Origin of the sequence: Treponema sp. Marseille-Q4130 (assembly GCF_014334325.1) — a bacterium.
Classification (GTDB): domain Bacteria; phylum Spirochaetota; class Spirochaetia; order Treponematales; family Treponemataceae; genus Treponema_D.
On sequence record NZ_JACSET010000015.1, the window covers coordinates 1 to 23,036 of the forward strand.

Here is a 23,036-nt window from a genome sequence, read left to right on the forward strand (position 1 = left end):
GGGTACGTTATCCACGTGTTACTCACCAGTCCGCCGCTCTCGGCATTGCTGCCTGCCGCTCGACTTGCATGGTTAAGACGCGCCGCCAGCGTTCGTTCTGAGCCAGGATCAAACTCTCCATCATTATTTTCCCGGATTGCTCCGGGTCTAATTCCGTTCGTTTGTCCCCGCTTGCTCTCGCTTAATTCGGGAGACTTTCTATCTCCGCATGCGTCTTGCTTTCTTTCCTTCCCTCTACCTATCAAACAGCGCACCCGTGATTTGCGCGGGTAGCTTGTAATTTACTACTTTTCTCCACTCTATGTCAAGTACCTCCCCTCCCTTTTTCAAAACTTTTTTCTCCACCGTATATGCGTTTTGGAATAAGAGCTGCCCCCGACTCCCCTCACTTTACAAAACACAATGTCCTTATCAGCGGTGCAGCGACGGTAACCACCCCTTTGATAAAAATAAATCAGCGCTTTTGCGCTTTATTTCCTTATCATGCTGAAGCGCGCGCACAAGTTTTCAAATTCGGTATAGCAGCTCAATTTCATCTTCCGAAAGTTCCCTCCAATCACCTTTTTCAAGGCTTTCGTCCAACCGAAGCGATCCGATTGCGATGCGTTTCAAATAGGCGACTTCGTTTCCGAGCGCGGAAAAGATACGCCTTACTTCGTGAAACTTTCCTTCGTAAATCGTAAGCGTGCATTCGTCTTTTTCATCGCCGCTTCCGATCCATATGAGTTCGGCGCTTTTGCAGTCCGCTTCTTTTTCTCGTCCTTCCGGTTCTATGTGCACGCCTTGCGCGCACTCGGAAACATAGGCCGATCCTTCCGCGCTTCGAACTTTCTTTGCGAGGCGCACAAAATACGTTTTTCCGCATTCGCTTTTCGGAGAAGTGATGCGGTGCGTGAGTTCTCCGTCGGTTGTAAGGATGAGGAGACCTTCCGTATCGCAGTCGAGTCTTCCGATCGTGTGCAGATTGTCTTCGAAAAAAGGCGTACGGTACGCATCGCCGAGAAAATCGAAAACCGTTCGATGAAGTCCGTCGCGCTTTGCACACACATAACCCGAAGGCTTGTGCATCATGAGGTAGACCTCTTTTCGGATTTCGATTTTTTTACCGTCCGCGGCGACAACATCGCGATCTTCATCGATGTGAAGCGACGGGTCGAATACGCTTTTACCGTTTACCGTTACGGCGCCCGAACGAAGAAGTTTTTTTACGGAAGAGCGGGACCCCAAACCTCCGTGCGCCAGCAATTTGTCGAGGCGGATCATGTGCGCTTACTTTACGCGCTTTTCGATCGGAACGTAATCGCGCACATCGCACACGTTTTTGTACGCCGGCCGGTAAATCCTGCCGCCCGCAACGATCTCTTCGATGCGGTGCGCGCTCCAGCCTGCAATACGCGAAATCGCAAAGATGGGCGTATAGAGTTCACGCGGAATATTGAGCATGGAATAGACGAAGCCCGAATAAAAATCGACGTTCGGACAGATTTTTTTGTCGGCGCCGTGCACTTCGGCGAGAACTTCCGGAGAAATATCCGCAATGAGATTATAGAGCCGGAATTCCGCTTCGCATTTTTTTTCTTTTGCAAGCTTTGCCGCCCGCTCGCGAAGGAGTACGGCTCTCGGATCGTTGATCGTGTACACCGCGTGTCCCATACCGTAAATCAAACCCGTGCGGTCGAACGCTTCTCTCTTTGCAATTTTAATTAAATAATCGCGAATCTGCTTTTCGCTCGTCCAATCCTTTACGTGAGACTTGATGTCATCCATCATTTCCATAACCTGGATATTCGCTCCTCCGTGTCGATGTCCTTTAAGCGAACCGATAGCTGCTGCGATCGCCGAATAGGTATCGGTGTCGGCGGATGAAACGACGTGCACCGTCAAACTCGAATTGTTTCCGCCGCCGTGTTCGGCGTGCAAAATGAGGGCAAGGTCGAGGATTTCCGCTTCAAGGCGGGAATAGTTTTTATCCGGACGAATGAGGCGCAAAAAATTTTCCGCAGTCGAAAGCTCGGGCAGCGGATTGTGGATATACATGCTCTTGTCGTCGTAAAAACGCCGCTTCGCCTGATACGCGTAGGCGGCAAGCGTCGAAAATCGCGAGATGAGTTCGATGCACTGCTTGAGCACGTTTGCGATATCCCGCCCTTCGGGATCGGTATCGTACGAATAACTTGCGAGCACGCCGCGCGCCATCTTGTTCATAATATCGCTCGAGGGCGCTTTCATGATCATATCTTCCGTAAAATTCGGCGGGAGCGTGCGGCGGAGTCCCAAAAACTGGGTAAACTCGTCGAGCTGCTTTTGCGTCGGAAGCTTGCCGAAGAGCAGAAGATAGACGCACTCTTCGTAGCCGAACTGCTTTGTACGCTCGGCATCTTTAACGAGGGAAGCGACATCGTAGCCGCGATAAAAAAGTTTTCCGGGGATCGGCACTTTTTCGCCGTCTATCATATCGTAACCGACGACATCGCCGATGCGCGTGAGTCCGACGAGCACGCCCGTTCCGTTCGCATAGCGGAGTCCGCGCTTTACATCGTACTTGGTGTATAGAGCGGGAGGGATCGGATCGTTGCGTTGGGCAAGCACCGAAAGTTTTTTTAAAAATGCGTTTTGAATCTGTTCTTCCGACATGGCAATCCTGTAAAAAATGCGTTTTAATTATACAGATTTTTTACCGCAACCGCAAGGCGAAAATGAGCCGACATCTTTTGCGAGCAGCCGAGCCGCGCGCCGAAACGCATTCGGCAAAATATGCGCTCCTAAATTTTATCCATAATCTTTGCGAGCAGCACGTTGCAAGCGTCGTCGTTTATGCCGAGTTTTTCCGCAGCGCGTATATCGCCGAGCGCGCTTTCGTATTCGCCTTTTTCGTAATACGCTTGTGCGCGATGATAAAAGGCGTGAGACTGGTATTCGTTGATCGACAAAGACTTCGAAAAGCGATCGATCGCGGCCGTATTGTCGCCGAGAATGCCGTAGACGATCCCCTCGTAATACAGGGCGCGAAAGTTTTGCGGGTTATGAGCCGAACTCGCTTGAAAATCTTCGAGCGCTTTTTGATATTCGCTTTCGGTAAAATAGGCCATACCGCGGTGTTTATATATGACGGACAGCACGACGGCGGGCGGAACAGATTCGATGATCTGCGTGTAGATTTCGATCGCCCTCGCCAAATCGCCCGTATTGTGCGCGTGAATGGCATCAAGGAGCAAATCGTCGATCGTTCCTTTTGCAAAAGGTGCGGCGCTTCCTTCCTGTTCGGGAGAAGTCTGTTTTATCTCGCGCTTGATCGTATCGAGTTCATCGACTTTTTCATAAAACAATTTGCGCCGCTCGTTCACTTCGTCCTGCAGTTTTTTTTGATAATCGCGGATCTCCTGAAAAATCGTATCGGCGAGCGTCAGCGACGCGTTGATCGATGCGAGCTTTCTGCGAAGCGGCAAATCGAACGGAGAAAACTCGCTTTTGTAGATAAGCTCGTGCTCAACTTCCGCCCACGCGTCCTGCAAAATCGTGCGGATTTGAATTTCGCACACGATATCGTTTAAGCGCGGAAGCGACGGAAAATCGGACGGCGACGGAAAACACGAATCGGGGATGTTAACGAGGATGTGAATCGACTCGTATTCGAAAGCTTTGAAATTCTGAGCGGGTCCCTTTTGCTCGATCTCTCGCACATCGAAAAGTCCTTGCACCTGTTTCAAAACGACGGCGATGTCTTCGAGAAACGCGCAGATGATGCGTATGCCGATCATATCGGTGAGACAGATGAGAGAGCCGTCATCCGGAGAACTCACCTTTAAGCGCAGAATCTTTTTATAATAACTGTCGAAAGATTTTATGCGTGCTTTATACGTCGGAGGAGATGCGAGCGTGACGGCACGTTCGAGCCGCTTTTGAATATTTTCCATAACGGCATAAAAATACGGCTCGTATGCTTTATAGGTTTTTTGAATACGGTCTTTTGCCGGCAAATTATCGTAGGCTTTGTATTCCATAACTCGAAAGAACGGTTAAAAAAACGTCCCCCTCCGCACGGAGCGGCAAGAAGGACGTTTTATTAACAAAAACTTACGGCAGCTTATCGTGCATTTGCGGAATTGCCCGACGAACGAGCAGCGTTCGACGTGGAGTCCGGATTGAGACTCGAAGTAAAGCTTTCTTCCGTAGCCTGTTTGATGCGTTCGAGATAGCGATTGACCTGCTTGTTGCCGAAGCGCTCCATTTCAAACGCTTGGCGTTTCTTTTCGCGCTCACCGATAATACCCCACAGATCTTCGTCCGCAATATCGCGCTCCGACGTCAAGACAGCTCTGTCGTAGATGATTTTGACATCTTTGAAGTAGCCGATATAGTCGCCGCCGATGTGAGCGGCATCGCGCGTGATCAGGAAGCCGGCAAATTTTACATACGGAACGCCGCGCGGATAGATCGGGTATACGCGGATTTCGCGGTTGCGGATATCGCTGATATACTGTGGGTTATTCCACACGAGTTCTTTCCAGCCGTCGAATCCGAGATAGCCCATAAAGTAGCGGCGTTCGATGCCGTCGTTGTCTTTGAGTAAAACGTACAAGCCTTCGGGGTAGTTCATACCCATCGTCGTGACGGCGATCGATTTGATCGCACCGACATTTCTGACGATACCGTAACCGTCTTCGAAAAGAATCTTACCGCTCGCTTTTTCTTCGTCGGTCTGTGCCTGGCGGTTGCCGTCGGCGTCGGCGGCTGCAAGCGGTTCAAACGCGGGAATGTCGAACGGCGGTTCAATGCGCGCGTTTGCGTTCGAATTCCATTCGGGGAAAATGATACGAACGCCCATGACGTTCGATCCGGCGAAGGGAACATCAGCTCCGCTGCGCACAGGGGCTGCGACGACCGTCGAAAGCCCTACGGACTGGACGTTCTGTGCCGATGAATTGAGCACGATTTCCCATTCGGGAAGAGCGAGAGAGGTCTTCATGAGATCCCGCTGCTCTGCGGTGAATGTAGCGCCCGCAGCTGCGGCGTAATTCATTACAGTACGGCCGTTCTGCGTCGGATTGCCGTTTGCATCGGCGACGACGTCCGCATCGAGCTGCGTAAAATCGATAAGCATCGATTCCGTAGCAAAAAGCCCCGCGCCTCCGATGAGCAGCATTCCCGCCGCAATCACTAAAAAAGTCTTCTTCATTTTGGAAGCTCCTTATACTATTCGATGTAGCCTTGTACCGTTTATCACGATAGTGCAAAAAAATCCGTTTGTCAAGGATTTTGTTTTTGCAAATCTCCTCGGGCGTTTTTTTCGTACACGTGATTGCCGGCGACAAACACTTCGATAGTATTAATATTTTTAAAATTATACAGGATATTTTTCCTGAATAATTCCATCCCTTGTCGTATTTCGGATGCGCCGTCCGATTCGGAAACGAGCACGTCCGAAAGATCGACATACAGAACGCCGCCGCGCACAAAACACGATTGCGCACGGGTACCCCGCGTAAAAAGCGGGCGGTATTCCGCAGTCAAAGGTCCGAGCAAAAGTTCGTCCACGTAACAGTTCACCTTTCCCTGCACGGGACGTCGCGGTAAATACCTCGACTCCATGCAGATTTTGCCGGTCGCAGCCGACTGGAACATAAATACGCGCCGTATGCCCGGATAGCTCATTATCCACAGCACAAGAGACAGAACGAAAGAAGCCGACACGATTGCAATAAACGCCGTTGTTTTTCTTTTCATAGCGCAATCGTACAAAATCATTTTGATGATGTAAAGCCTCTCGATCGCTCAAAGTGCGTGATAAAATCACTTATGCCGTTATATATGCCGAATGCGGCTTTTTGCAGATACTGCGTATCGCTCAAATTCCGCGCTTCGGTATAATTCGTTAAAAAACCCAATTCGACGAGTACGCTCGGCATGTTGGCGTTTCGAACGACGAACCATTCTTCCGCCTTTATGCCGCGCGCTTTCGACTTGTCGCCTATCTGCGCCTGTAAGCCGTCCATGATAAATTTTGCGATGAGGACACTTTCGGTCGTATACTCTTCTTCCGTCATCGCGTTCAAAATCGGAAAAAGCGTTTTATCTTCTCCCGCAGCTGCCTTGTCGATAACGGTGCGGCGATATCCCGGCGACAGATACCACACTTCGTAGCCGCTCGCTTTTTTATCCAAAGAAGCGTTTACGTGAACGGAAACATAGAGCACCGCTTCGTTTTTTTTCAGCCGCACGGAATTGGCGATATCGGTTCTCTCGCCGAGCGAAAGAAAGGTATCTCCGTTTCTCGTCAATATGATCTTTTTGTCGGGAAACGCCGTTTTGAGTTTTGCATACAGCATTTTTCCGACGGCAAGCGTTACGTCTTTTTCCCGAATGACGAGCGTCTCCCCGTTTTGCCGGAACACTTGGCTCGCACCCGGATCTTTTCCGCCGTGTCCCGGATCGATTAAAATCGCGCCGACGCGGTAGTGCGCTTCTTCGCTTTCCGTTTTAAAAAACGATTCCGCATTATCGATAAAAGCCTGCGACACGAAAAGGGCGCCCGACTTCGCGACGGGGGCATCGGTTACCGAAAGCTTTCGGTTATCGAGCAGCACGACGCTGTCGCCCGCACGGAAACTGATTTGGTGACCGTTTTTTTCCATAAGACCTGTTTCAGCCAAACTGTCCCAATACAGGAGAATGCCCGACGCTTCGGCCTTTTTCAGCAGTTCGATCGTTTCAGCCGCATAGCTTTGCGCCGTCGCTGCAAAAAGCAAAATAAGAGAAACGAATATAATACTCTGTCGTTTCGGCATGTTCATAGCCTTTTTCATTCTCCGATAATGTTCACAAACCGGCATTTACCCTATCTATAGTATCGGCAAAATACAGCATTCCCTGCACCCCCCCCCGCAGTCCCGCACGCCAAAATTTTTTCGCGTCGAGGTCGGGGTGATCGGGGCAAAGTTCGTCGAAAACTGCGCAGCTTTCGGCAAAACTTCGATGATTCCAGTCGCGCTCATCCGATTCGTAAAGCCTTTGCAAAACGCGCGGCACGCAATCGGACGCGCGAGCGCCTTTCGGTATGACGCCCGTCACCGACTTCCAATCGATGGCAGAACAGACAGATGCATCTTGCCGCGACGTAGCAGCGAAAGCCGATCCGTACGCATCTTCGCTTTCAACAGCGGCAGAGGCCGCCCCGTAAGCGTCGGGCGGAAAGCGCGACGAGTTTACTTCCGCTTTTTGTACGAGCGACTGTGCTTCCGCTGTTTTATCCGCCGTACGATTTTTAACTTCACCCGATTCCGACGCGGCAAAGGACGCATCGGCAAAAAACGTATCCGTTTCGGGGACGCAGGGTTCCAAGCGCAGCACGATTTTCGAAACCGCTTTTTCAGCGGCGGCGATCGCCTCCGTACACGATGGGGAAGCTGAAATCACATTGCCGCATTTTTGTACGTTGTTGTGCGGAAAGACGACTGCATCTCCCGCACCGATTCGCGGAAATACGTCTTTGACGAAGGGAACGGAACACGCCCTTTCCAAGCCCGATACTTCTTTAACAATTCCCGGAATTGAAATCCACGCGCGCTCCGCGCTCGCATCAACACACGGAAGTTCGTACAGTTCGTAGGGCGCGCCACAGTTTCCGCACGAGGGGGGCGGCGTAAATGGAATGCGTTTCCGATGCGCTTCGAGGAACGAAGGCTTTTTTCCGCACGCGATGAGGAGCGCTTGTTCGGTGAGATTGCAGTGCGACGCGTAAGGGTATGTCCAGCCCGACATAAAGCCGCCCGAAAGACGCGCGGCCACCTCGCCTATCATCGGCCCCTTTTCCGTATATTTGATGTCGGCCTTTGCCGCCCCGCAGGAAAGACCGAGCGCTTTTGCCGCAAGCGCAAAGACCGCGATGAGTTCGTTCTTTTTCGCATCGGATATCGCAGTCGGCATCGTGTGCCCCGTTTCGATAAAGTACGGCGGAAAAAAGATATGCCTGTCGGCAAAACCCGTAATCGTCATCGTCCCGTCATATATGAGCGCGTCGATCGAATATTCATCACCGCTCATGTATTCTTCGAGGATGGCGTTTTCAGTCCGTGAAGACGCGAGCGCCGTCTGCAAAGCATCTTCCGTTTCGTCTTCACTCCTTATCATGCGGCAGCCGCGGCCTCCCATATTGTCCACGGGTTTTACGACGCACGGAAAGCCGAGTTCTCTCACGCATTTTTTAACAAAATCGAGCTCGCTCTCTTTTTTCGTTACACCGAAAAATTTCGGAGAAGGTACGCCGGCTTCCGAAAACTTTTGCCGCATCCGCACTTTGCCGCTCGCATTGCAGGCAGCTTCATAGGAATGGCAGGCAAGTCCGAGCTTTTCTCCCGCGTAAGAAACGGAAGCCGAAAAATCGGTTCCCGCCGTAAAGATCGCCCGAAGCCCTCCTTCCTTTTGTAATTTTTTTGCAAACTCGTAAATCCCTTCTTTATCTTTTAAATCGATGCGTTCGAATCGGTCGCTAAGTCCGACGCAGACGGCGCCTTCGTTACCGTCGACGACGACCGCGCGGCAGCCGATTTTTTTCGCCGCTTCGATCGCGGGTTTTTGCAAAAAGCCCGCGCCGAGTATGAGTATGTTTTTATCCATGCGATTTTTCTCCCTCTCCCGCACCGCCCGTTTTTCTGCAGTACACTTCGAAAGTGTCGCCGAGACGTGAGATGCGGCTTCGGAAAGCGTAGAGCGAATACATAAGCGAATCTTTTTTCCAGCCGTGTTTTTTCACTTGCGGAAAACGCTCGGGATGATGACCCGTCGAAATTATCTTTTCAACCGTAAAGCCGAATCGCTTGAGTATGTGTTTCGCTTTGGACGGTTCCCACAAAGTATAGTGATCGGCGGGGCTTTGCGCATAAAAATCGTCCGTATTCATAAGAGCGGAAACGCCTTCTGCGGACGGCGTCGAAAACGCAAAGATGCCGCCGTCTTTTACCAAAGCGCGGGCGCTTTCGAGAACGCAATCAAGATTTTGAAAATGTTCTATGACGTACCACATCGTAAGCGCGTCGAATTGCCGCACGCCGAATTCCTGTGCCGGATCGAAGTCGGGGAAAGCTGCACAGGATGCGGGAAAGAGAAGCGAAGACTGCACATAGGATACTGCATCTTTCGATACGTCGGTGCCGAATGCCTGCCATCCGTCTTCCGCAGCGGCCGCAAGGAAGGGTCCGTAGGCGCAGCCGACGTCGAGCACGGAAAGTTTCGATGCAAAGCGTTTTTTATTTTTGACGAGCGAATCGATTTCGCGGATGCGGCGCTCTCCTTGCGCCTTTATCGCATCGAAGTCTTCGAGATAGGTTTTGCCGTACTGCGCTTTATACTCTTCGGCAAAATAAGTTTTGCCGTAATCGGGTGCGGCGTTTGAATCCGTCCACGACATATAGATCATGGCGCACGAAGCGCAGCGTCTGAACGTCCGGTGCAGCGTGCGCGAAACGACGACGTTTTTTTCGGGATCGCTTTGTCCGCAGACGGGACAAGAGAAACGCTTGCCCTTTGCAAGGGATGAGATAAAAGCGCCGAGCGAAGCGTGCCGATTTACGGGATCGATATGCGGATAGAGTTTTTCGCTTTCGCTTAAAGCCGTATGCAGTTTTTTTCCCGCAGCATCTTTTTTTTCGAGGCAGACGAATCCGTATTTTTTTGCAAGGGATGCGTGCAGCTTTGTCGGCGAAAACAAAAGTACGGCGCAACCTGCATAGGCGGCTTCGTATGCGGTAAGCCCATAATGCGTTACGACGAGATCGTAGGATGAAAGCATTTCGCGCAAAACGGGAACGGGACGCATACACGTCACACCGGCTTCTTCCGCTTCAGACGAGTCGATGCCTTCGGGGACGACTGCGCTCACAGAGAGACCTTCTCGCCGAAGCGATATCGATACGGGAACGGTAAGGGATGCGGGATCTTCACCGCCGAAACACACGAGGGCGGTTTTTATATCGGAGCGCGTTTTGCTTCTTTCCCCGCTCCGCGTACGGGAGGGCATGGTCATAAATGCGCTTTCGGTTATATTCGCTTTACGCGAAAGATTCGACGGGATGATATCGATGAGGTAATCGCAAAAGCACGTATTGTCCGACCCCTCGTCGATCGCGGCAAGGGGAGCTGCGGCACACAGGGAAGATGCCGTATGTTTATCGAGCGAAAAGAAATCCGAAACGATGAGCGAATATTCTCCGGGAAGCGGATCTTCCGTAACGATCTGCCAATCCGAAAGCCCCCTTCCTTTCGCCTGCTCCGTAAGTTCGCAGCATTCGCGAAGCGACGCATCTTTCGGAATATACACGAGGGCGCCCGACTCGATCGCGGCGTCAAGACACCTTCTCAGATGTCCCGTCCCGCCCCCTTCTTTTACCGACGGCACGAAGAGCACGGGATGCGTAACGCGCGGTTCGGAAAAGGCCGATAAAATCTGCTCCGTCGTATAGGGCTCATCTTCCGCTTTTCCCTTGGAAAGAAAGCGGACTGCCGCAAGCGCTCTTCGGTAATCGGATGGCGTGTCAATCGTCGTCCGGTAATCGGGATAATAAAAACGAGACGGCGCTTTTTGCATCACAGCCGAAAAGCGGTTTCGATGATTGTAGAGAGCAGGCGCCACATGTTCGCGGTCGTAAGGTATGCTTGTCGATTTTTCAGCCGCGACGAGCGATTTGCCGCTGAACACTTCGACGCCCGAACCGTGCGGCAGCCCCGTCCACGTCATATAATCGCACGGAGAAAGCGCAATGCGGCGCATATATTCGTCGAGGAGAGACTCCGCCGCTTCGTAAAATAAAAACGGATTATCGGCGGTCGCACGTACGACGACGTCCGCATCGATCTTTTCGATCAACAGGCAAAAACGCTTTAAGACATCGTCGAGCGGACCTGAAAAAATTTCCCAGCCGCACGAGCGCGCGACCGGCTCCAGTTCGGAAAAGGACGCTTCATCCGTTGCGACGTAATACGCGTCGGCTTTTACTTTTTTCATCGCCGAAAGCGTCCACGCGAGTACCGGGCGACCGCCCAAATCTTTGAGCGCTTTTCCGGGAAATCGTGTCGAAGACATTCTGCACTGAACGATTACCGCCGTCATCATTCTCTCCATTCTTCTATCAAATGCTTCGCATCCGTGTGAAATCTCGCGCGGTTTGTGCGCACCCATTTTTTCGCATCTGAAAAGCGGCGCTTCGCTTCAAAAAAGCCGCACGACGAATGCGCAAGAAAATTGAAAAACGAAAGAGAAGAGAGCTCACCTCCCGAATCGGATTTAAAACGCGGCGCCAAATTTTTAAGATAAAACTGCAGATAGGTTAAGTCCGCCGTCGTGTCTTCGATCGGAACGCGCTCGTCGTAAGAAAAGAACATCGACGTCGAAAGGCAGGTCTCCTCTCCCCACAGCCACGAGCGCAGCGCCAAATCGAGATTTTGATAATACGAAGACGTGATCGTATAGTCGAAACCGCCGAGCTGAATGAATTTGGTTTTATTGTACAGGCCGATACAATCGAAGGGATAGAGCGTTCGCATACCGTCTTTAACAACTGCGGATTGAGAAACGGAAAACTTTCCGCGAGAGGCTTCGGGCGTAAAGCGCACGGGAAGCACGTGTTTTGCCGCATCCGATAGGCGCGGCGCGATACAGTATTTTCCGGTTTTTACGAGATTTTCGGCGAGGTGCGGCTGTAAAATCCCCTGCGGTATATAGAGCGAATCGCGCAGCACGAGCACGTACGAACTGGGCGCTTCGCCGATACCTATATTGATCATATCTCCGTCCGTCACTTTTTCGAGCGGAATAACGAACTGCACGGACGGGATGCGCTTCGAAAGCTCTTCGATGTTGTAACTGCCTGAATTAGGTTCGATCGAAATGACGGAAGCGAAGCCGCACTTTGAAAGCGTTTCAAGCGTCTGCGCATGGAAGCGGCTCGCGTTCGAATTGAGGAGTACGACGGAAACGTCCATCTTTTTTTCAGACGGCGCTCTCCCGCCGATGACGGTGCGGTTTATCTGCCATTCGTTAAAAATTAAAGGTATAGTATTCATCGCATTTCCCGCATACTTCCCCGTATTCGCACTTCATATCCTTTTCGGCGTAAGAAGTCATCCGCTCCCAAATCGATTCAAGGCTTTCCGTAAACGCATTGCCTATGATATTGTTAAAAACGTATTCGCGGCACGGCGGTACATTTCCGTCGGAGAGGATCGTCATGTCGCGCCGCAAATGCCAGCACGGATTCCGTTCGAGGGGCGAAAGGTCTGCGGGTTTACACTCGGGAAGGAGACCTGAAAACCAATCGTATTTTTGGATTATCACTTTGCCGCCGTTTTTATCGTCTTTCCAAAAGCGGTAAAAAGCTTCGAGTTCCGCTTCGTTGTCGTTCGTCCGCACGAACTGAGGATAGGTCGTATCGGGAAACGCGCGCTGCAAAAGAGCGACGGCTTTATGAGCTTTTGAAAGCGAGCCTTCCGAACCTCGCATCTTTTTGTACGTCGCTTCGCTTACCGCGTCGAGCAGCACGATCCAAATGATTTTTCCGCCTGAAATCTCTTTGACTTTTTCGCACAGTTCTTCGGTTATGTGCAAGCCGTTCGTTTCGACGAGCAGGGAAAGCCCATCGTAAGAGGCAGCCTCTTTAACAAAATCCGTAAAATCGGGATGCAAAAGCGGCTCCCCCCACGCCGAAAGCGAAACGACGGCGCTTTCCGAAAGGGATGCCATTTGCGACACAAGCGGACGGAATTCGGCGAGCGTCATATCGCGCGGATTTTTTTCTCCGTACGTTTTTTTATATGCTTCCCTGTACGGCGAATAAATGCACTCACCCTCTTCCCTGCCTGAAATCTGCACGTTGTAAAAGGCTGGCACGGTTTTCAAAACCGACACGAGCTGTACCGCTTTTTCAGAAAGACTTGCCGCGTCTTTTCCCTCTCCGCACGCATCGTAGAGCGCGCGGGAAGCGATATATCCCGCTTTGGTCGAGCATTCGAACGAAAGGCGGTAAAGGCGCCAGTCCTTCGGCGCGAGTACGGTTTCGATTTCAAACGAATTGATATCGGTTTTTAAAATCTTCATGACGGCATCTCGTGTGACGACTTCATCTCCGAGATTTTTTTGCCGCGCAAGAGAGGCGATGATGGCCGCCGCCCCCGTATCGATCGCTTCTGGCGAAAAGCCGTAGGGATAGCCGTCCGCAAACGTGTATTCGGCGGCGTAGATTTTATGCACGCGAAGTATTTCATCGGTAAGCGCTTTGTCCAAAAAGGGACAATCGGCGGCGGCATAGAGTGCGGTCTCCACTTTTTCGCTAGGGCTTGCAATTTCGCCCAGCACATCGGTCGTCGTCCACACTTCCTTTTCTTTTACGGAAACGGGCACGGAAGAGGATGCGGCTTCTCTTTTGCACCTTTGGGCATTATCGGATGCGGCAAGGACAATGACGGGAGTACCTTCCGAAACGGAAGCCGCCCACGAAAGCGCCCTATCGTATGCGGAACGTCCGCCGAATTTTTTTTCGAACATATACCGATCGCCGAATGCGGCATTTAAAATAACGACGGTTTTCATCATTACAGTATCGGCAGATTATACACGTGCCATTAAACTCATCATAAGCCCGTATTCGATTTTTAATCGGAAGGATGTGTACTTTGTAGATATCGGCAAAAAAGGAAAAATTATGGCAAAGTGATCAAAATGCCTGCAATCCCCGTGATTACACAAAAAGCGTTTTGTGCTATACTCTCATCATGTCGTTACGAAAAACAAAGATCGTCTGTTCGATAGGACCCGCAAGCAATAACGATGACATTGCGGCAAAGATGATACGCGCGGGTATGGACATCGCGCGCTTTAACTTTTCACACGGTACGCACGAAAGCCAAAAAGATATGATGGAGCGCATCCGGCGTCTGTCGCACGAAATCGGAAAACCGGTCGCGCTTATGATGGACTCCAAAGGCCCTGAAATCAGAACGGGTATCGTGCCGGACGATAAAACGATTACGATAAATAAAGGCGAGCGCGTCATCGTCACTACGGACGACAGCCCCGTTACCGCGGCAAACGGAAAGGATGCGGCGCATATTTCGCTTTCGTGGCGCGACTTACCGAAGCGTATTCAAAGCGGGCACAAAATCCTCATCGCCGACGGCCTGCTCGAACTGGACGTCGAATTTTCCGACGGAATAAGGGTCATGTGCAGGGCGGCCAATACGGCGACTATCGGCAGCAAAAAAAACGTCAACCTCATCGGTCTGCACGCGGGGCTTCCAATTATGAGCGAACAGGATAAGGCCGATATCGCGTTTTCGGTACGGATGAACTGCGACTTTATCGCGGCGAGCTTTACGAGTTTTGCGAGCGAAGTGCACGAAATACGGCGCTATATCGAATCGCTCGGTTCGAATATGAAAATCATCGCCAAAATCGAAAATGAAGAAGGTCTCGACAATATCGCAGAAATAGCTCAAGCGGCCGACGGCATTATGGTTGCCAGAGGCGACATGGGCGTGCAGCTTCCGATAGAGCGCATTCCGCTTGCGCAAAAGCGCATCATCGAAGAATGCCGCAGAGCGGGAAAGCCCGTCATCACCGCGACGCAGATGCTCGACTCGATGATCGTCAATCCCCGTCCGACGAGAGCCGAACTGACCGATGTTGCGAACGCCATCTTCGACGGCACCGACGCCGTCATGCTTTCGGGTGAAACGGCGAACGGCGCATATCCGGCCGAAGCGGTCGAAACGATGGCGCGCATCGCGCAAACGGTCGAAGACAGCGAACAATATTGCGCCCGCATCAAAGCCGCCCTCCCGCTTCCCGACGGAGACCCGACGATCGGCAGGATCATGGCGCAGATGGCGTATGAAACGGCGGATAAAATAAAAGCGCTTGCAATTGTCGTTCCGACGATGAGCGGCAACACCGCTCGCATGATAAGCACGTTCCGTCCCGAACAGGCGATCCTCGCCGTCACGCCGAACGAACAGGTACAGCGGCAAATGCTTCTCAACTGGGGCGTCTTTCCGCTTCTTTCAAAAGCGGTTGACGACAGCGAAGACATGGTGCAAAACGCGGTAAAGATCGCCCTCGATAACGGCTTTGTCCGCCAAAGCGACAGAATCATCCTGTGCGCGGGCATCCCGCTCGTAAGCCCGATCCCCGTAAACACGATCCGAGTTCTCCTCGTCGGAAACGTATTGGCGCGCGGCCGTTCGGGAGGAGAAGCATCCGACGTGTCCCGCGTTTCCGGAAGGATCGTAAAAGCATCTTCTCCCGAAGATGCCGTTACGATGCTCCGCCGCAAAACGGGCGAAATCCTCATCTGCCCTTCCCTCGACGAAAGCTGGATACCGATCCTCCGCCTCGTCGACGGCGTCATCTCGGAAGGCACGAACGAAATCCCCGCAGACACGATGAAAATGATAAACACGAATATCGTTTGGATAAACGAAGCAGGCAAATCCGCCGGTGCGATCGAAAACGGGCTGACCGTGACGATCGACGGAAAGGATCTGCTCGTGTACGAAGGGAAGATGTAGCGGACGGGCGGCGGAGGAAAAGGAACGGGAACTGAATCGCCCGCGGCGCCTGCATTACAGCGATGTCGCCGATACCGATGCGGGCGATTTACAAAAGCGGATATTCGCGTTATAGTATGCGTATGACAATCGAAGGATACTTTGACGGAAAAACCTTTGTGCCGCTCGAAAAGCTTTCTCTAAAGCCGAATCAAAAAGTGCAGATCACGATTCTCGACGAATTCCTCACGTCCGAAAAGCAAAAACAGCTCGCTCGGAAACGGGACAAAGACGGCGATAAAAGGGCATAGCTCAAAAGCTGATCGCGTTTTTAGAGCTTTTCCCAAAACAACGAAGAATCGGCTACTGCCCGCGGATCGGTTTTTCGAAATAATCCGGCAATGCGATGCGGACGATCTTTTCTTTACCCGAAAGCGGAAAAGAAAGCTGCGATGCGCACAAGAGCAGTCGTTTCGTACCGCAGTGTTTTTTTAATAATTTATTTTTTGCGAAGTTTCCGTGTTTGTCGTCGAGCGCGATGGGACATCCTTTCTTTGCCAAGTGGATGCGTATTTGGTGCATACGCCCCGTCTCAAGCGTCAGATGAACGAGCGAAAGCGAAAGCTTTTCTCCGCCGCAGTCGATTTCGAATACCGCGCTCACTTCGTACTGCGTGACTGCCCGTTTTACCTCTCCATGCTGCACGATGTCGTCCGTTATTACACCCTGTCGCTCCGAAAAAGTTCCGATGCAAATCGCATCGTATTCTTTTTTTACCGCGCGGGAAGCGACAAGCTTTGACCACTTGGCGGCGGCGGTCTTTGTTTTTGCCGCGATCATAAGACCCGACGTATCTTTATCGAGTCGGTGTACGAGAAAAATTTCGTGCCCCGTTTGTTCGGGAAGCTCCCTGTCAAGCGGATGAGCGACGCCCTCCCCTCCCTGTACCGAAACGCCTGCGGGTTTGTTTATAATGATGATTTCTTCGTTTTCGTATACAATGGGGATCGCATTCATTTCGATAACTATAGACGAGGTACCGTAAAATGACAAGAAGCTTTGCCCGTTTTTTTTCCGCAGTCTGCACGGCTTTTATCTTCTTCTGCGGCATATCCCCCGTCGCTTCCGAAACGGTCGTCGACAACACATACGGCTGGGCGCTCGATATGCCGGAAGGTTTCAAACTTTCGGACGCGACGGAAGACGGCACGTCCTACCTCTTTTCATACGCGAACGTTCCGGTCGTCACTGCGATAAAGCTCTATAAAAGCGGTACCTATGAATCGAGCGCACAGGCCTTCGACGGCGCGGTCGGAAAACTGCCGGACGGAAGAGGCGAAAAAGAATCGTTCGAATGGCGCGGCACGGATTCGGCTCTCGGAACCTTTTCGATGACGCTCGGCGGCGTCCGCTATAAGGGATGGGCGCTCGCGGTCGAACTTCCTTTAAACGGAGCGCACATCGCAGTTTTATGCTATGCGAACGAACGAAACGAAAAAAGCTGCGAGCCTTTTATCTTATCGATTTTAAACTCCCTCGCCGTCGACCGCGGAAGCTATAGGGAAGAAGGCATCGTCGCGCGCTATGCCTATCCCGCAGCCGAACGGAAAGATATAGAGCTTTCGATCAACGGACGAACGATTTGCACGAGCATCGGTGCGGAAGACGAAGAGGCATCCGATTTCGTCATCGATATGGAATTTGCGGTTTTAAAAATGTACGCGGCAAATCCGCTGTGGAAAGAAGCGTGGCAGCGCTATTACCGCGCGATTTTCCGCGACAGCTGCGGCCGCTTAAAGCGGACAGCCTTCGATGTGCAAAGCGCGCTCATGGAAGATGCTGCGGCTTTAAATCCCGAACATCCCGATACCGCTTTTGCATCGCTTCTTTTGACTTGGGTGCAGGGGTTTCGCTATGAGCGCAAAATAAACGCTGCGGATTTTACATCCCTTCCCGCCGCCCTCACCGGAAGCGGATCGGATTGCGACACGCGAAGCCTTTTACTCTGCACTCTTCTCGAAAACGCGGGAACGAAGTGTGCGCTTTTCGTATCGCGCGATTACAGCCACGCCATTTTCGGCGCCCTCGTTCCGTCCGTATCTCCGAAAGAAAATGCACGCATGAGTTCGGGCGGAAAAGATTTTTTACTCGGAGAGACGACGGCTCACGTGTCCCTCGGTTTGATCGCTTCGGATTTCAGCGATGCGAAAAAATGGATTGCGGTGGAACTGCCGTAAACACCTGCCGAACCGGACACGCTTATCGCCGAGCAAGATCACGCTTCGATCAATAATTTATATACGTCATCGGTCGTCGCGGCATTTAAAAGGCTGTCGCGGAGTTCCTTTTTTTTGAGCTTTGCCGAAAAATACGAAAGCGTCTGCAAATAATACGAATGCTGGTTGTACGCCGCTGCTATCATAAACAAAAGTGAGACGGGCATATCGTCGATGGGTTGAAAATCGATGACGGGCGTTTTACACACGCCGACCGCCATAACTAAATCGGTGACGGATGAAAGACGCACGTGCGGGATCGCGATGCCGCGCCCGATCGCCGTGGACATAAGCTCTTCCCGCTTTAAGATTTCGGAGATGAGTTCGTCGGAACGTTTTACCTGCGGAGCGCTCGAAAGCGCAGTCGCAAGTTCGACGAGAGCGTCGTGCCTTGAAGTTTGCGAAATAAAGATGACGCGGTTCGGAGAGAGGATGTTTTTTACCTGCACGACATCGTCTTTTTTGCGGCCGGCCGAAGACGAGAGGCGCTCGTTAACCCACTTTTCAACTTCCGATTTTTTAAATCGCCACACGGTTCCGATTTTGCCTGCGGGGATTTCGCCGCGCTGCGCCCAATCGTAGACGGTGCGGTCGGAAACGCGGAGATAATTTGCAACTTCTTCGATGGTGAGGATCGTGTCTTCCATAATCGAACAATTCTGTACTATTTGCGATATTTTGTCAAGATTTACACCGTTTTACATTGTTTTCGCAAAAACAGTATTGTTTTAGGTCGAATGTCAAGTTTCAAAAGTATTGAGCTGAACAAAGCTGTGCTTTCGGCAGCACACAAAAGGCATAGCTCTCCCTTTTTTAGTTTTCCAAATCCCCGCCGAATATCCAGCCCTCATAAATCTGTATTTCATCTACATAATAACAGTAATACCAAAAGTCTTTTTTACCGCCGCGTTCTTGTTTTTGCGTCGTTCGTTTGGAAACATAAACGTCCGTACCGTTTTTAAACCAATGAAAAATTTTTCCAATGCGAGGCGCATTCCGTAAGCCGACCGCGGTATTTTCTCCGCAACGGATTTTTGCCGTATACCCCGAAGTAAAAACATAGATACTTCCGTAAATGCTTCCTGCCAAATCCATTAAAAAATCGTCGATTGCTTCAAAGGATGCATAAGGCGGAACGCCGCCGCAAGAAACCGAATATACACGATTATTTTTATCCATCCATTCGACTACACCGATACCGCCGCCGATCGGATTTTCTTTTTGCTTATACAATAATTTCGACTCGATGACATTCTCATCGGAAAAGAAACCGCAGCTGTCCGTATAACTCCATTCATAATGCAGTCCCGAAATATCAGGAAAGGCAATATCAAATACGGTAACATCACAGCCGCGTGCCGTACAAGGAGCGCCTTTATAAACGAAGTCCATTTGTGCAACGGGCGGCGTACCGCTAATGATGAAATATTTTACCTCACTTGCTGCTTTGGGAATATAAAACCGTATGTTTAGCTTTGCATAAATTTCTTCGGCACTCGATTCTCTAATCGGATTTGTAATCGATACCTGCTTTTCCGCATTATCGGAAGACAGTGTACGTTCGGTTTCCCTCAGCCGTATTCCAAACAAACATACTATAAGAAGCAACACAAGACAACCGACACAAGTCATTATTTTTATACGTTTATTTTTCATTATACCTCTATAAAAACTTGTTTCAGGATATATTAAACCTGTTCAGGTGTAACGGCCTTTCCGTCGGCGGAGGTTACGGCGTTTTCGTTTTGCATTTTTGCCCACAGTGGCCGGCACGGTACGTTTAATGTCAGCGCCGAAACCGCAGCTTTCAGCGGCCACTGCCGTTCGACGCAAGTTCATGCAAACTGTCGTAGGGATACAGTACGCCGAGCGTCGTTTTGACGCAGTGCTTCCAGTCGGGACCGAATACGACGGGCGTTTCGCCCGGCGCGAATTCGCTGAGCACTTGGCGGCACGCACCGCAGGGACCGACCGGATAATCGGATGCGGGCGTCGCAACCGCGATCGCTATAAAAGTGCGCACGCCTTGAGAAGCGGCGGTAAAAATCGCGCTTCGCTCGGCGCAGTTCGTAAGCCCGAAAGATCGGTTTTCGATATTCGCTCCGGTGATGATTTTTCCGTTTTCCGTGAGCAGGGCGGCTCCGACGGGAAAATGCGAATAAGGAATGTACGCGTGCTTTGAAGCTTCGAGCGCTTTTTCAAAGAGCGATTGCAGCTGTTCGTCGCTTATTGTCATAAAACCTCCATAAAAAATTTTACAGAAAACCGGAACTTACTACTCACCCGCAATACACATGACAATTGCATTATAGCCGAATACGTAAAAAAAAGTATACGGAAACTTCTCAAAAAGATGGAAAAAGAGTATTCCGAAATTCCGGACTTGAAAGATTGATTGATAAATTTATGCTAAGGTTATATAATTCGTTTGCCGTTTTTGCAAGACACCGATGAAAAGGCGCATCGAAAATATGCTTGAAGCAGGGATATACGAAGATCGATTTTTGATTGTCGACACGAATGCAGATCCGAATGTTATAACATTGTCTTTGACAATATCTTTAACAAAACACAAATTTTTACGGGAGTAAATATGAGCGACATAATCCGACCGGTTATTACCGGTATCCTGATATCGTTTATTTTCTTTTTGATGAAGCGCAGCAAGAAAAAAGACTTGGACACGAACACCGGCAACACATTAAAATTGCCGATGTATATTTTTATCATCGGGCTTATCGATTTTCTGATCTTCGCCGGATTCGCATTGTTTTCAAATCTCTTTCCGAACGGAACGGAGTCGGCGGCAACGACGATACTGTTTTCGGTTTTCGCCTTGCTCGGTCTCTTTCTCGTCTACATGTATTTTATCGAAAACTATACATACGATGAACACGCGATAATCTACAGAAAAATAAATTTTAAAAAAATTAAAATGGAATGGAATTCGATTGTCAATATAAAGTATTCGCATGGAATGCAATGGTTTGTCATAAAATGCGCCGACGGTAAAAAAGGATATTTTTCGGTAATGCTGAAAGGTATGAAGCCGTTTGCGGAGCGGATTTTACAAAGGGTCTCCGCCGAAAAAACCGATTTTAAAACACGCGAAATGCTCACCGCGCTGAAAAACGGGAACACAATCGGAAGCTTTTGACTTTATAACAAAAAACGGTTTCGGAAAAAATAAAAAACGGAATGTGCTGCAGTCGAACGGACGCCCAAGTCATTGACTTGTTTTCCGTATTATTATAGCATATTTTTCATATATGAAACATAAAAAAGGCGTCGCTTTTTATGTCTTATTGGGCATCGCATTCAGCATCGTATATATTATTTTAGCCGCCGAACCGCTTGCAACAGAGTATCAGTTTATACCGCAGTGGAAACTCGATGTGAACGCGCAGCCGACGAAAACGGCTTCCGCAGACGAAAAGCCGTTGTATTTTAAACTCGGACAGACGATGGGATATTTTACCGAAAGCGGCACGCTTTTGTCGGTCGAAACCTTTCCGTTTAAAGCCGCGATTTCGGAGCGGTATTATGCTCCTTACAACACTTACGGTTCGTCGATCGATTTTTTTACGCCCGACGGGGAAAAAGCCGGTACGATAAACGAAAGCGGTTTTCCGCTCTTCGATAAAGACCGCATCTTCGTATTTTCGGCAGGCGGCGCTTCGTTCCTCGAGTGCGATTCCGGCGGAAAGCGCAAGTGGGAATACAACGGCACGGTTCCGATCACCGCCTTCGATTCGTCGCTTTCCGGCTGCGTTGCGGGATTTGCCGACGGAACGGTAAGGCAGTTTTCCCCCGACGGAACGATGATCCAAAAATTTGCGCCCGGCGGAAGCGACTACCAAGTGATTCTCGGCGCCGCCCTTTCTTCCGACGGTTCTATGATTGCATTGGTTGCGGGACAAAACCGGCAGCGCTTCGTATTGATGAAAAAATACGATGCCCAGACGAAGATCGTCTTTCACGAATACATCGCGCAAAGCGACCCTCGCCAGCGTCTCGTCGTATTCAGCAAAGACGGCTCGGTCGTGTGGTACAATTACAAAGACACGCTCGGCATCGTCGATACGAAAAGCGGCAAAGTTTCCCACCTTGCGATCCGAGGACAGGCGATTTCGCTCGAAGAGGCAGGCGACCTCGTGTTCGTACTGACAAAGGACGATACAAAATATACGGTGTACGCGATCGAAAAATTCGACACGATGAGCGCCTCGTTTTCATTTACAGCGCAAACCGCGTTTATCCGCGCGGACGGCGAAAATCTCTTTATCGGAAAAGATTCATCTATTTTGCGGATAAAGATTACAAAAAATTAACGGGAAAACTATGAAACGAAAATCGATATATGCCGTACTGCTCGCGCCGATACTCCTTGCTGCGATGCCGCTTAGAGCGTTCGACTGGCCGCAAGATGAAGTGATGTCGGATACGTTTTATTCATATTTCGGCCAGCTCCGCGGCGGCATCATCAGCACCTCTCTCATCTTCGCCGATACGTCGGACATAAAAGCCGCCGACAACGGATATGTCGTCGCCGTCATAAACGAATACGACGACGATTCGGTATTTTTTCCGTCGGCGCTCGGGAACGCTGTCATACTCGCGCACGGCGACAATCTCATGACGGTGTACGGGAATATCGATAAAGAAACGATTCCCGCTTCTCTCTACTCATCGGAAAAAACGACGGAGGGAACGGTCTTCGGTTCGAGCGGAAACGCCGGCTGGCAGCAGGGGCGTTCAAGTCTCGAATTTCAAACGATCGATACGGCAAACGGCAATGCGATAAATCCGCGCGTCCTCATGCCGAGGATCGGCAAAGAGCTTTCGCTGTCGCTTTCAGGCATCACGCTTGAAGGCAAGGGCGTGCGCTATGATTTACTCGTTCAGCGCACGCTGCCTGCAGGCTCATACCGCGTGTACCGTCAGCGCCAAAGCGTTGCGATGCCTTATAAAACGCGCGTCGTCGTAAACGGTATCGTCGCCGATGAAATCTCGTACGACCAGCTCATTCAAAACGGAAGTGTCGTCTATGCCGTCGGGCGGAAAAATTATCCGAAAGAAGCGCTCTACCCCGATGAGCGTCTGCAGCTTTTGGGAGAAGCGACGCTCACTCCGGGAAAAAACACGCTCGGCATCGCCCTCACCGATATTTTGGGAGAGGTGACGGCAACATCGTATGCTTTGACTATTTATTAATTTGAACGACGAGAT

20 protein-coding genes and 1 rRNA gene are annotated in these 23,036 nt (G+C 50.7%); 6 read left to right on the forward strand and 15 right to left on the reverse strand.

Annotation, left to right across the window (positions count from 1 at the left end; all coding sequences use genetic code 11):
- From H9I36_RS12165 to H9I36_RS12215, 11 genes are all read right to left on the reverse strand, one after another.
- A 16S ribosomal RNA gene (locus tag H9I36_RS12165) occupies positions 1–124 on the reverse strand; the annotation flags it as partial.
- A gap of 383 nt (positions 125–507) precedes the next feature.
- On the reverse strand, positions 508–1,263 hold the full coding sequence (locus H9I36_RS12170; protein ID WP_187385615.1) for a pseudouridine synthase: 756 nt from the start codon (positions 1,261–1,263) through the stop codon (positions 508–510).
- A 6-nt stretch (positions 1,264–1,269) separates the two neighbouring features.
- Positions 1,270–2,634 (reverse strand): citrate/2-methylcitrate synthase, encoded by a 1,365-nt coding sequence (locus tag H9I36_RS12175; protein WP_187385616.1) that lies wholly within the window; start codon positions 2,632–2,634, stop codon positions 1,270–1,272.
- A 128-nt stretch (positions 2,635–2,762) separates the two neighbouring features.
- Positions 2,763–4,001, reverse strand: a complete 1,239-nt coding sequence (locus tag H9I36_RS12180) for a tetratricopeptide repeat protein (RefSeq protein ID WP_187385617.1) — start codon at positions 3,999–4,001, stop codon at positions 2,763–2,765.
- An 83-nt stretch (positions 4,002–4,084) separates the two neighbouring features.
- Positions 4,085–5,176: a flagellar filament outer layer protein FlaA gene (locus tag H9I36_RS12185; protein WP_187385618.1), complete on the reverse strand. Its 1,092-nt coding sequence runs from the start codon at positions 5,174–5,176 to the stop codon at positions 4,085–4,087.
- Between the two features lie 71 nt (positions 5,177–5,247).
- Complete coding sequence (locus H9I36_RS12190; protein WP_187385619.1) at positions 5,248–5,724, reverse strand: GerMN domain-containing protein; 477 nt, start codon at positions 5,722–5,724, stop codon at positions 5,248–5,250.
- Positions 5,725–5,741: 17 nt separating this feature from the next.
- A complete protein-coding gene (locus H9I36_RS12195; RefSeq protein WP_187385654.1) occupies positions 5,742–6,785 on the reverse strand; it encodes an N-acetylmuramoyl-L-alanine amidase in 1,044 nt (347 codons plus the stop codon).
- Positions 6,786–6,816: 31 nt separating this feature from the next.
- Positions 6,817–8,613 carry an ATP-grasp domain-containing protein gene (locus tag H9I36_RS12200; protein WP_187385620.1) on the reverse strand — a complete coding sequence of 599 codons (1,797 nt, stop codon included), beginning with the start codon at positions 8,611–8,613 and terminating at the stop codon, positions 6,817–6,819.
- Entirely contained in the window at positions 8,606–11,104 is a 2,499-nt protein-coding gene (locus H9I36_RS12205) for a cytidylyltransferase domain-containing protein (protein WP_255422752.1), read from the reverse strand. The genes H9I36_RS12200 and H9I36_RS12205 overlap by 8 nt, the downstream gene beginning before the upstream one ends.
- Positions 11,101–12,054, reverse strand: a complete 954-nt coding sequence (locus H9I36_RS12210; protein WP_187385621.1) for a hypothetical protein — start codon at positions 12,052–12,054, stop codon at positions 11,101–11,103. The genes H9I36_RS12205 and H9I36_RS12210 overlap by 4 nt, the downstream gene beginning before the upstream one ends.
- On the reverse strand, positions 12,029–13,576 hold the full coding sequence (locus H9I36_RS12215) for a spiro-SPASM protein (RefSeq protein WP_187385622.1): 1,548 nt from the start codon (positions 13,574–13,576) through the stop codon (positions 12,029–12,031). Before H9I36_RS12215 ends, H9I36_RS12210 begins: the two co-directional genes overlap by 26 nt.
- Before the next feature lie 182 nt (positions 13,577–13,758).
- On the opposite strand from H9I36_RS12215, the gene pyk reads away from it, so the two are divergent.
- Together pyk and H9I36_RS12225 are read left to right on the forward strand one after the other, a co-directional pair.
- Positions 13,759–15,552 (forward strand): pyruvate kinase, encoded by a 1,794-nt coding sequence (pyk, locus tag H9I36_RS12220; protein ID WP_187385623.1) that lies wholly within the window; start codon positions 13,759–13,761, stop codon positions 15,550–15,552.
- 122 nt (positions 15,553–15,674) lie between these two features.
- Positions 15,675–15,842: a hypothetical protein gene (locus tag H9I36_RS12225; protein WP_187385624.1), complete on the forward strand. Its 168-nt coding sequence runs from the start codon at positions 15,675–15,677 to the stop codon at positions 15,840–15,842.
- A 52-nt stretch (positions 15,843–15,894) separates the two neighbouring features.
- On the opposite strand, the gene H9I36_RS12230 is transcribed toward H9I36_RS12225, so the two are convergent.
- Positions 15,895–16,548 (reverse strand): RluA family pseudouridine synthase, encoded by a 654-nt coding sequence (locus H9I36_RS12230; RefSeq protein WP_187385625.1) that lies wholly within the window; start codon positions 16,546–16,548, stop codon positions 15,895–15,897.
- A gap of 29 nt (positions 16,549–16,577) precedes the next feature.
- Between H9I36_RS12230 and H9I36_RS12235 the strand changes: the two genes are divergently transcribed.
- The gene (locus H9I36_RS12235; RefSeq protein ID WP_187385626.1) at positions 16,578–17,768 is read left to right on the forward strand and encodes a hypothetical protein; all 1,191 of its coding nucleotides are present in this window, start codon (positions 16,578–16,580) and stop codon (positions 17,766–17,768) included.
- 38 nt (positions 17,769–17,806) lie between these two features.
- Here H9I36_RS12235 and H9I36_RS12240 read toward each other — a convergent pair whose 3' ends face one another.
- From H9I36_RS12240 to H9I36_RS12250, 3 genes are all read right to left on the reverse strand, one after another.
- Positions 17,807–18,454 carry a PTS sugar transporter subunit IIA gene (locus H9I36_RS12240; RefSeq protein WP_187385627.1) on the reverse strand — a complete coding sequence of 216 codons (648 nt, stop codon included), beginning with the start codon at positions 18,452–18,454 and terminating at the stop codon, positions 17,807–17,809.
- 166 nt (positions 18,455–18,620) lie between these two features.
- Positions 18,621–19,199 (reverse strand): hypothetical protein, encoded by a 579-nt coding sequence (locus H9I36_RS12245; RefSeq protein WP_187385628.1) that lies wholly within the window; start codon positions 19,197–19,199, stop codon positions 18,621–18,623.
- A gap of 415 nt (positions 19,200–19,614) precedes the next feature.
- Complete coding sequence (locus H9I36_RS12250; protein WP_187385629.1) at positions 19,615–20,043, reverse strand: cytidine deaminase; 429 nt, start codon at positions 20,041–20,043, stop codon at positions 19,615–19,617.
- A gap of 357 nt (positions 20,044–20,400) precedes the next feature.
- On the opposite strand from H9I36_RS12250, the gene H9I36_RS12255 reads away from it, so the two are divergent.
- The 3 genes from H9I36_RS12255 to H9I36_RS12265 all read left to right on the forward strand — a co-directional run bounded on the left by H9I36_RS12255 (position 20,401) and on the right by H9I36_RS12265 (position 23,021).
- On the forward strand, positions 20,401–20,964 hold the full coding sequence (locus tag H9I36_RS12255) for a hypothetical protein (protein ID WP_187385630.1): 564 nt from the start codon (positions 20,401–20,403) through the stop codon (positions 20,962–20,964).
- Between the two features lie 112 nt (positions 20,965–21,076).
- Positions 21,077–22,138: a hypothetical protein gene (locus H9I36_RS12260; protein ID WP_187385631.1), complete on the forward strand. Its 1,062-nt coding sequence runs from the start codon at positions 21,077–21,079 to the stop codon at positions 22,136–22,138.
- 10 nt (positions 22,139–22,148) lie between these two features.
- Complete coding sequence (locus tag H9I36_RS12265; RefSeq protein WP_187385632.1) at positions 22,149–23,021, forward strand: M23 family metallopeptidase; 873 nt, start codon at positions 22,149–22,151, stop codon at positions 23,019–23,021.
- The last annotated feature ends 15 nt before the right edge of the window (positions 23,022–23,036 follow it).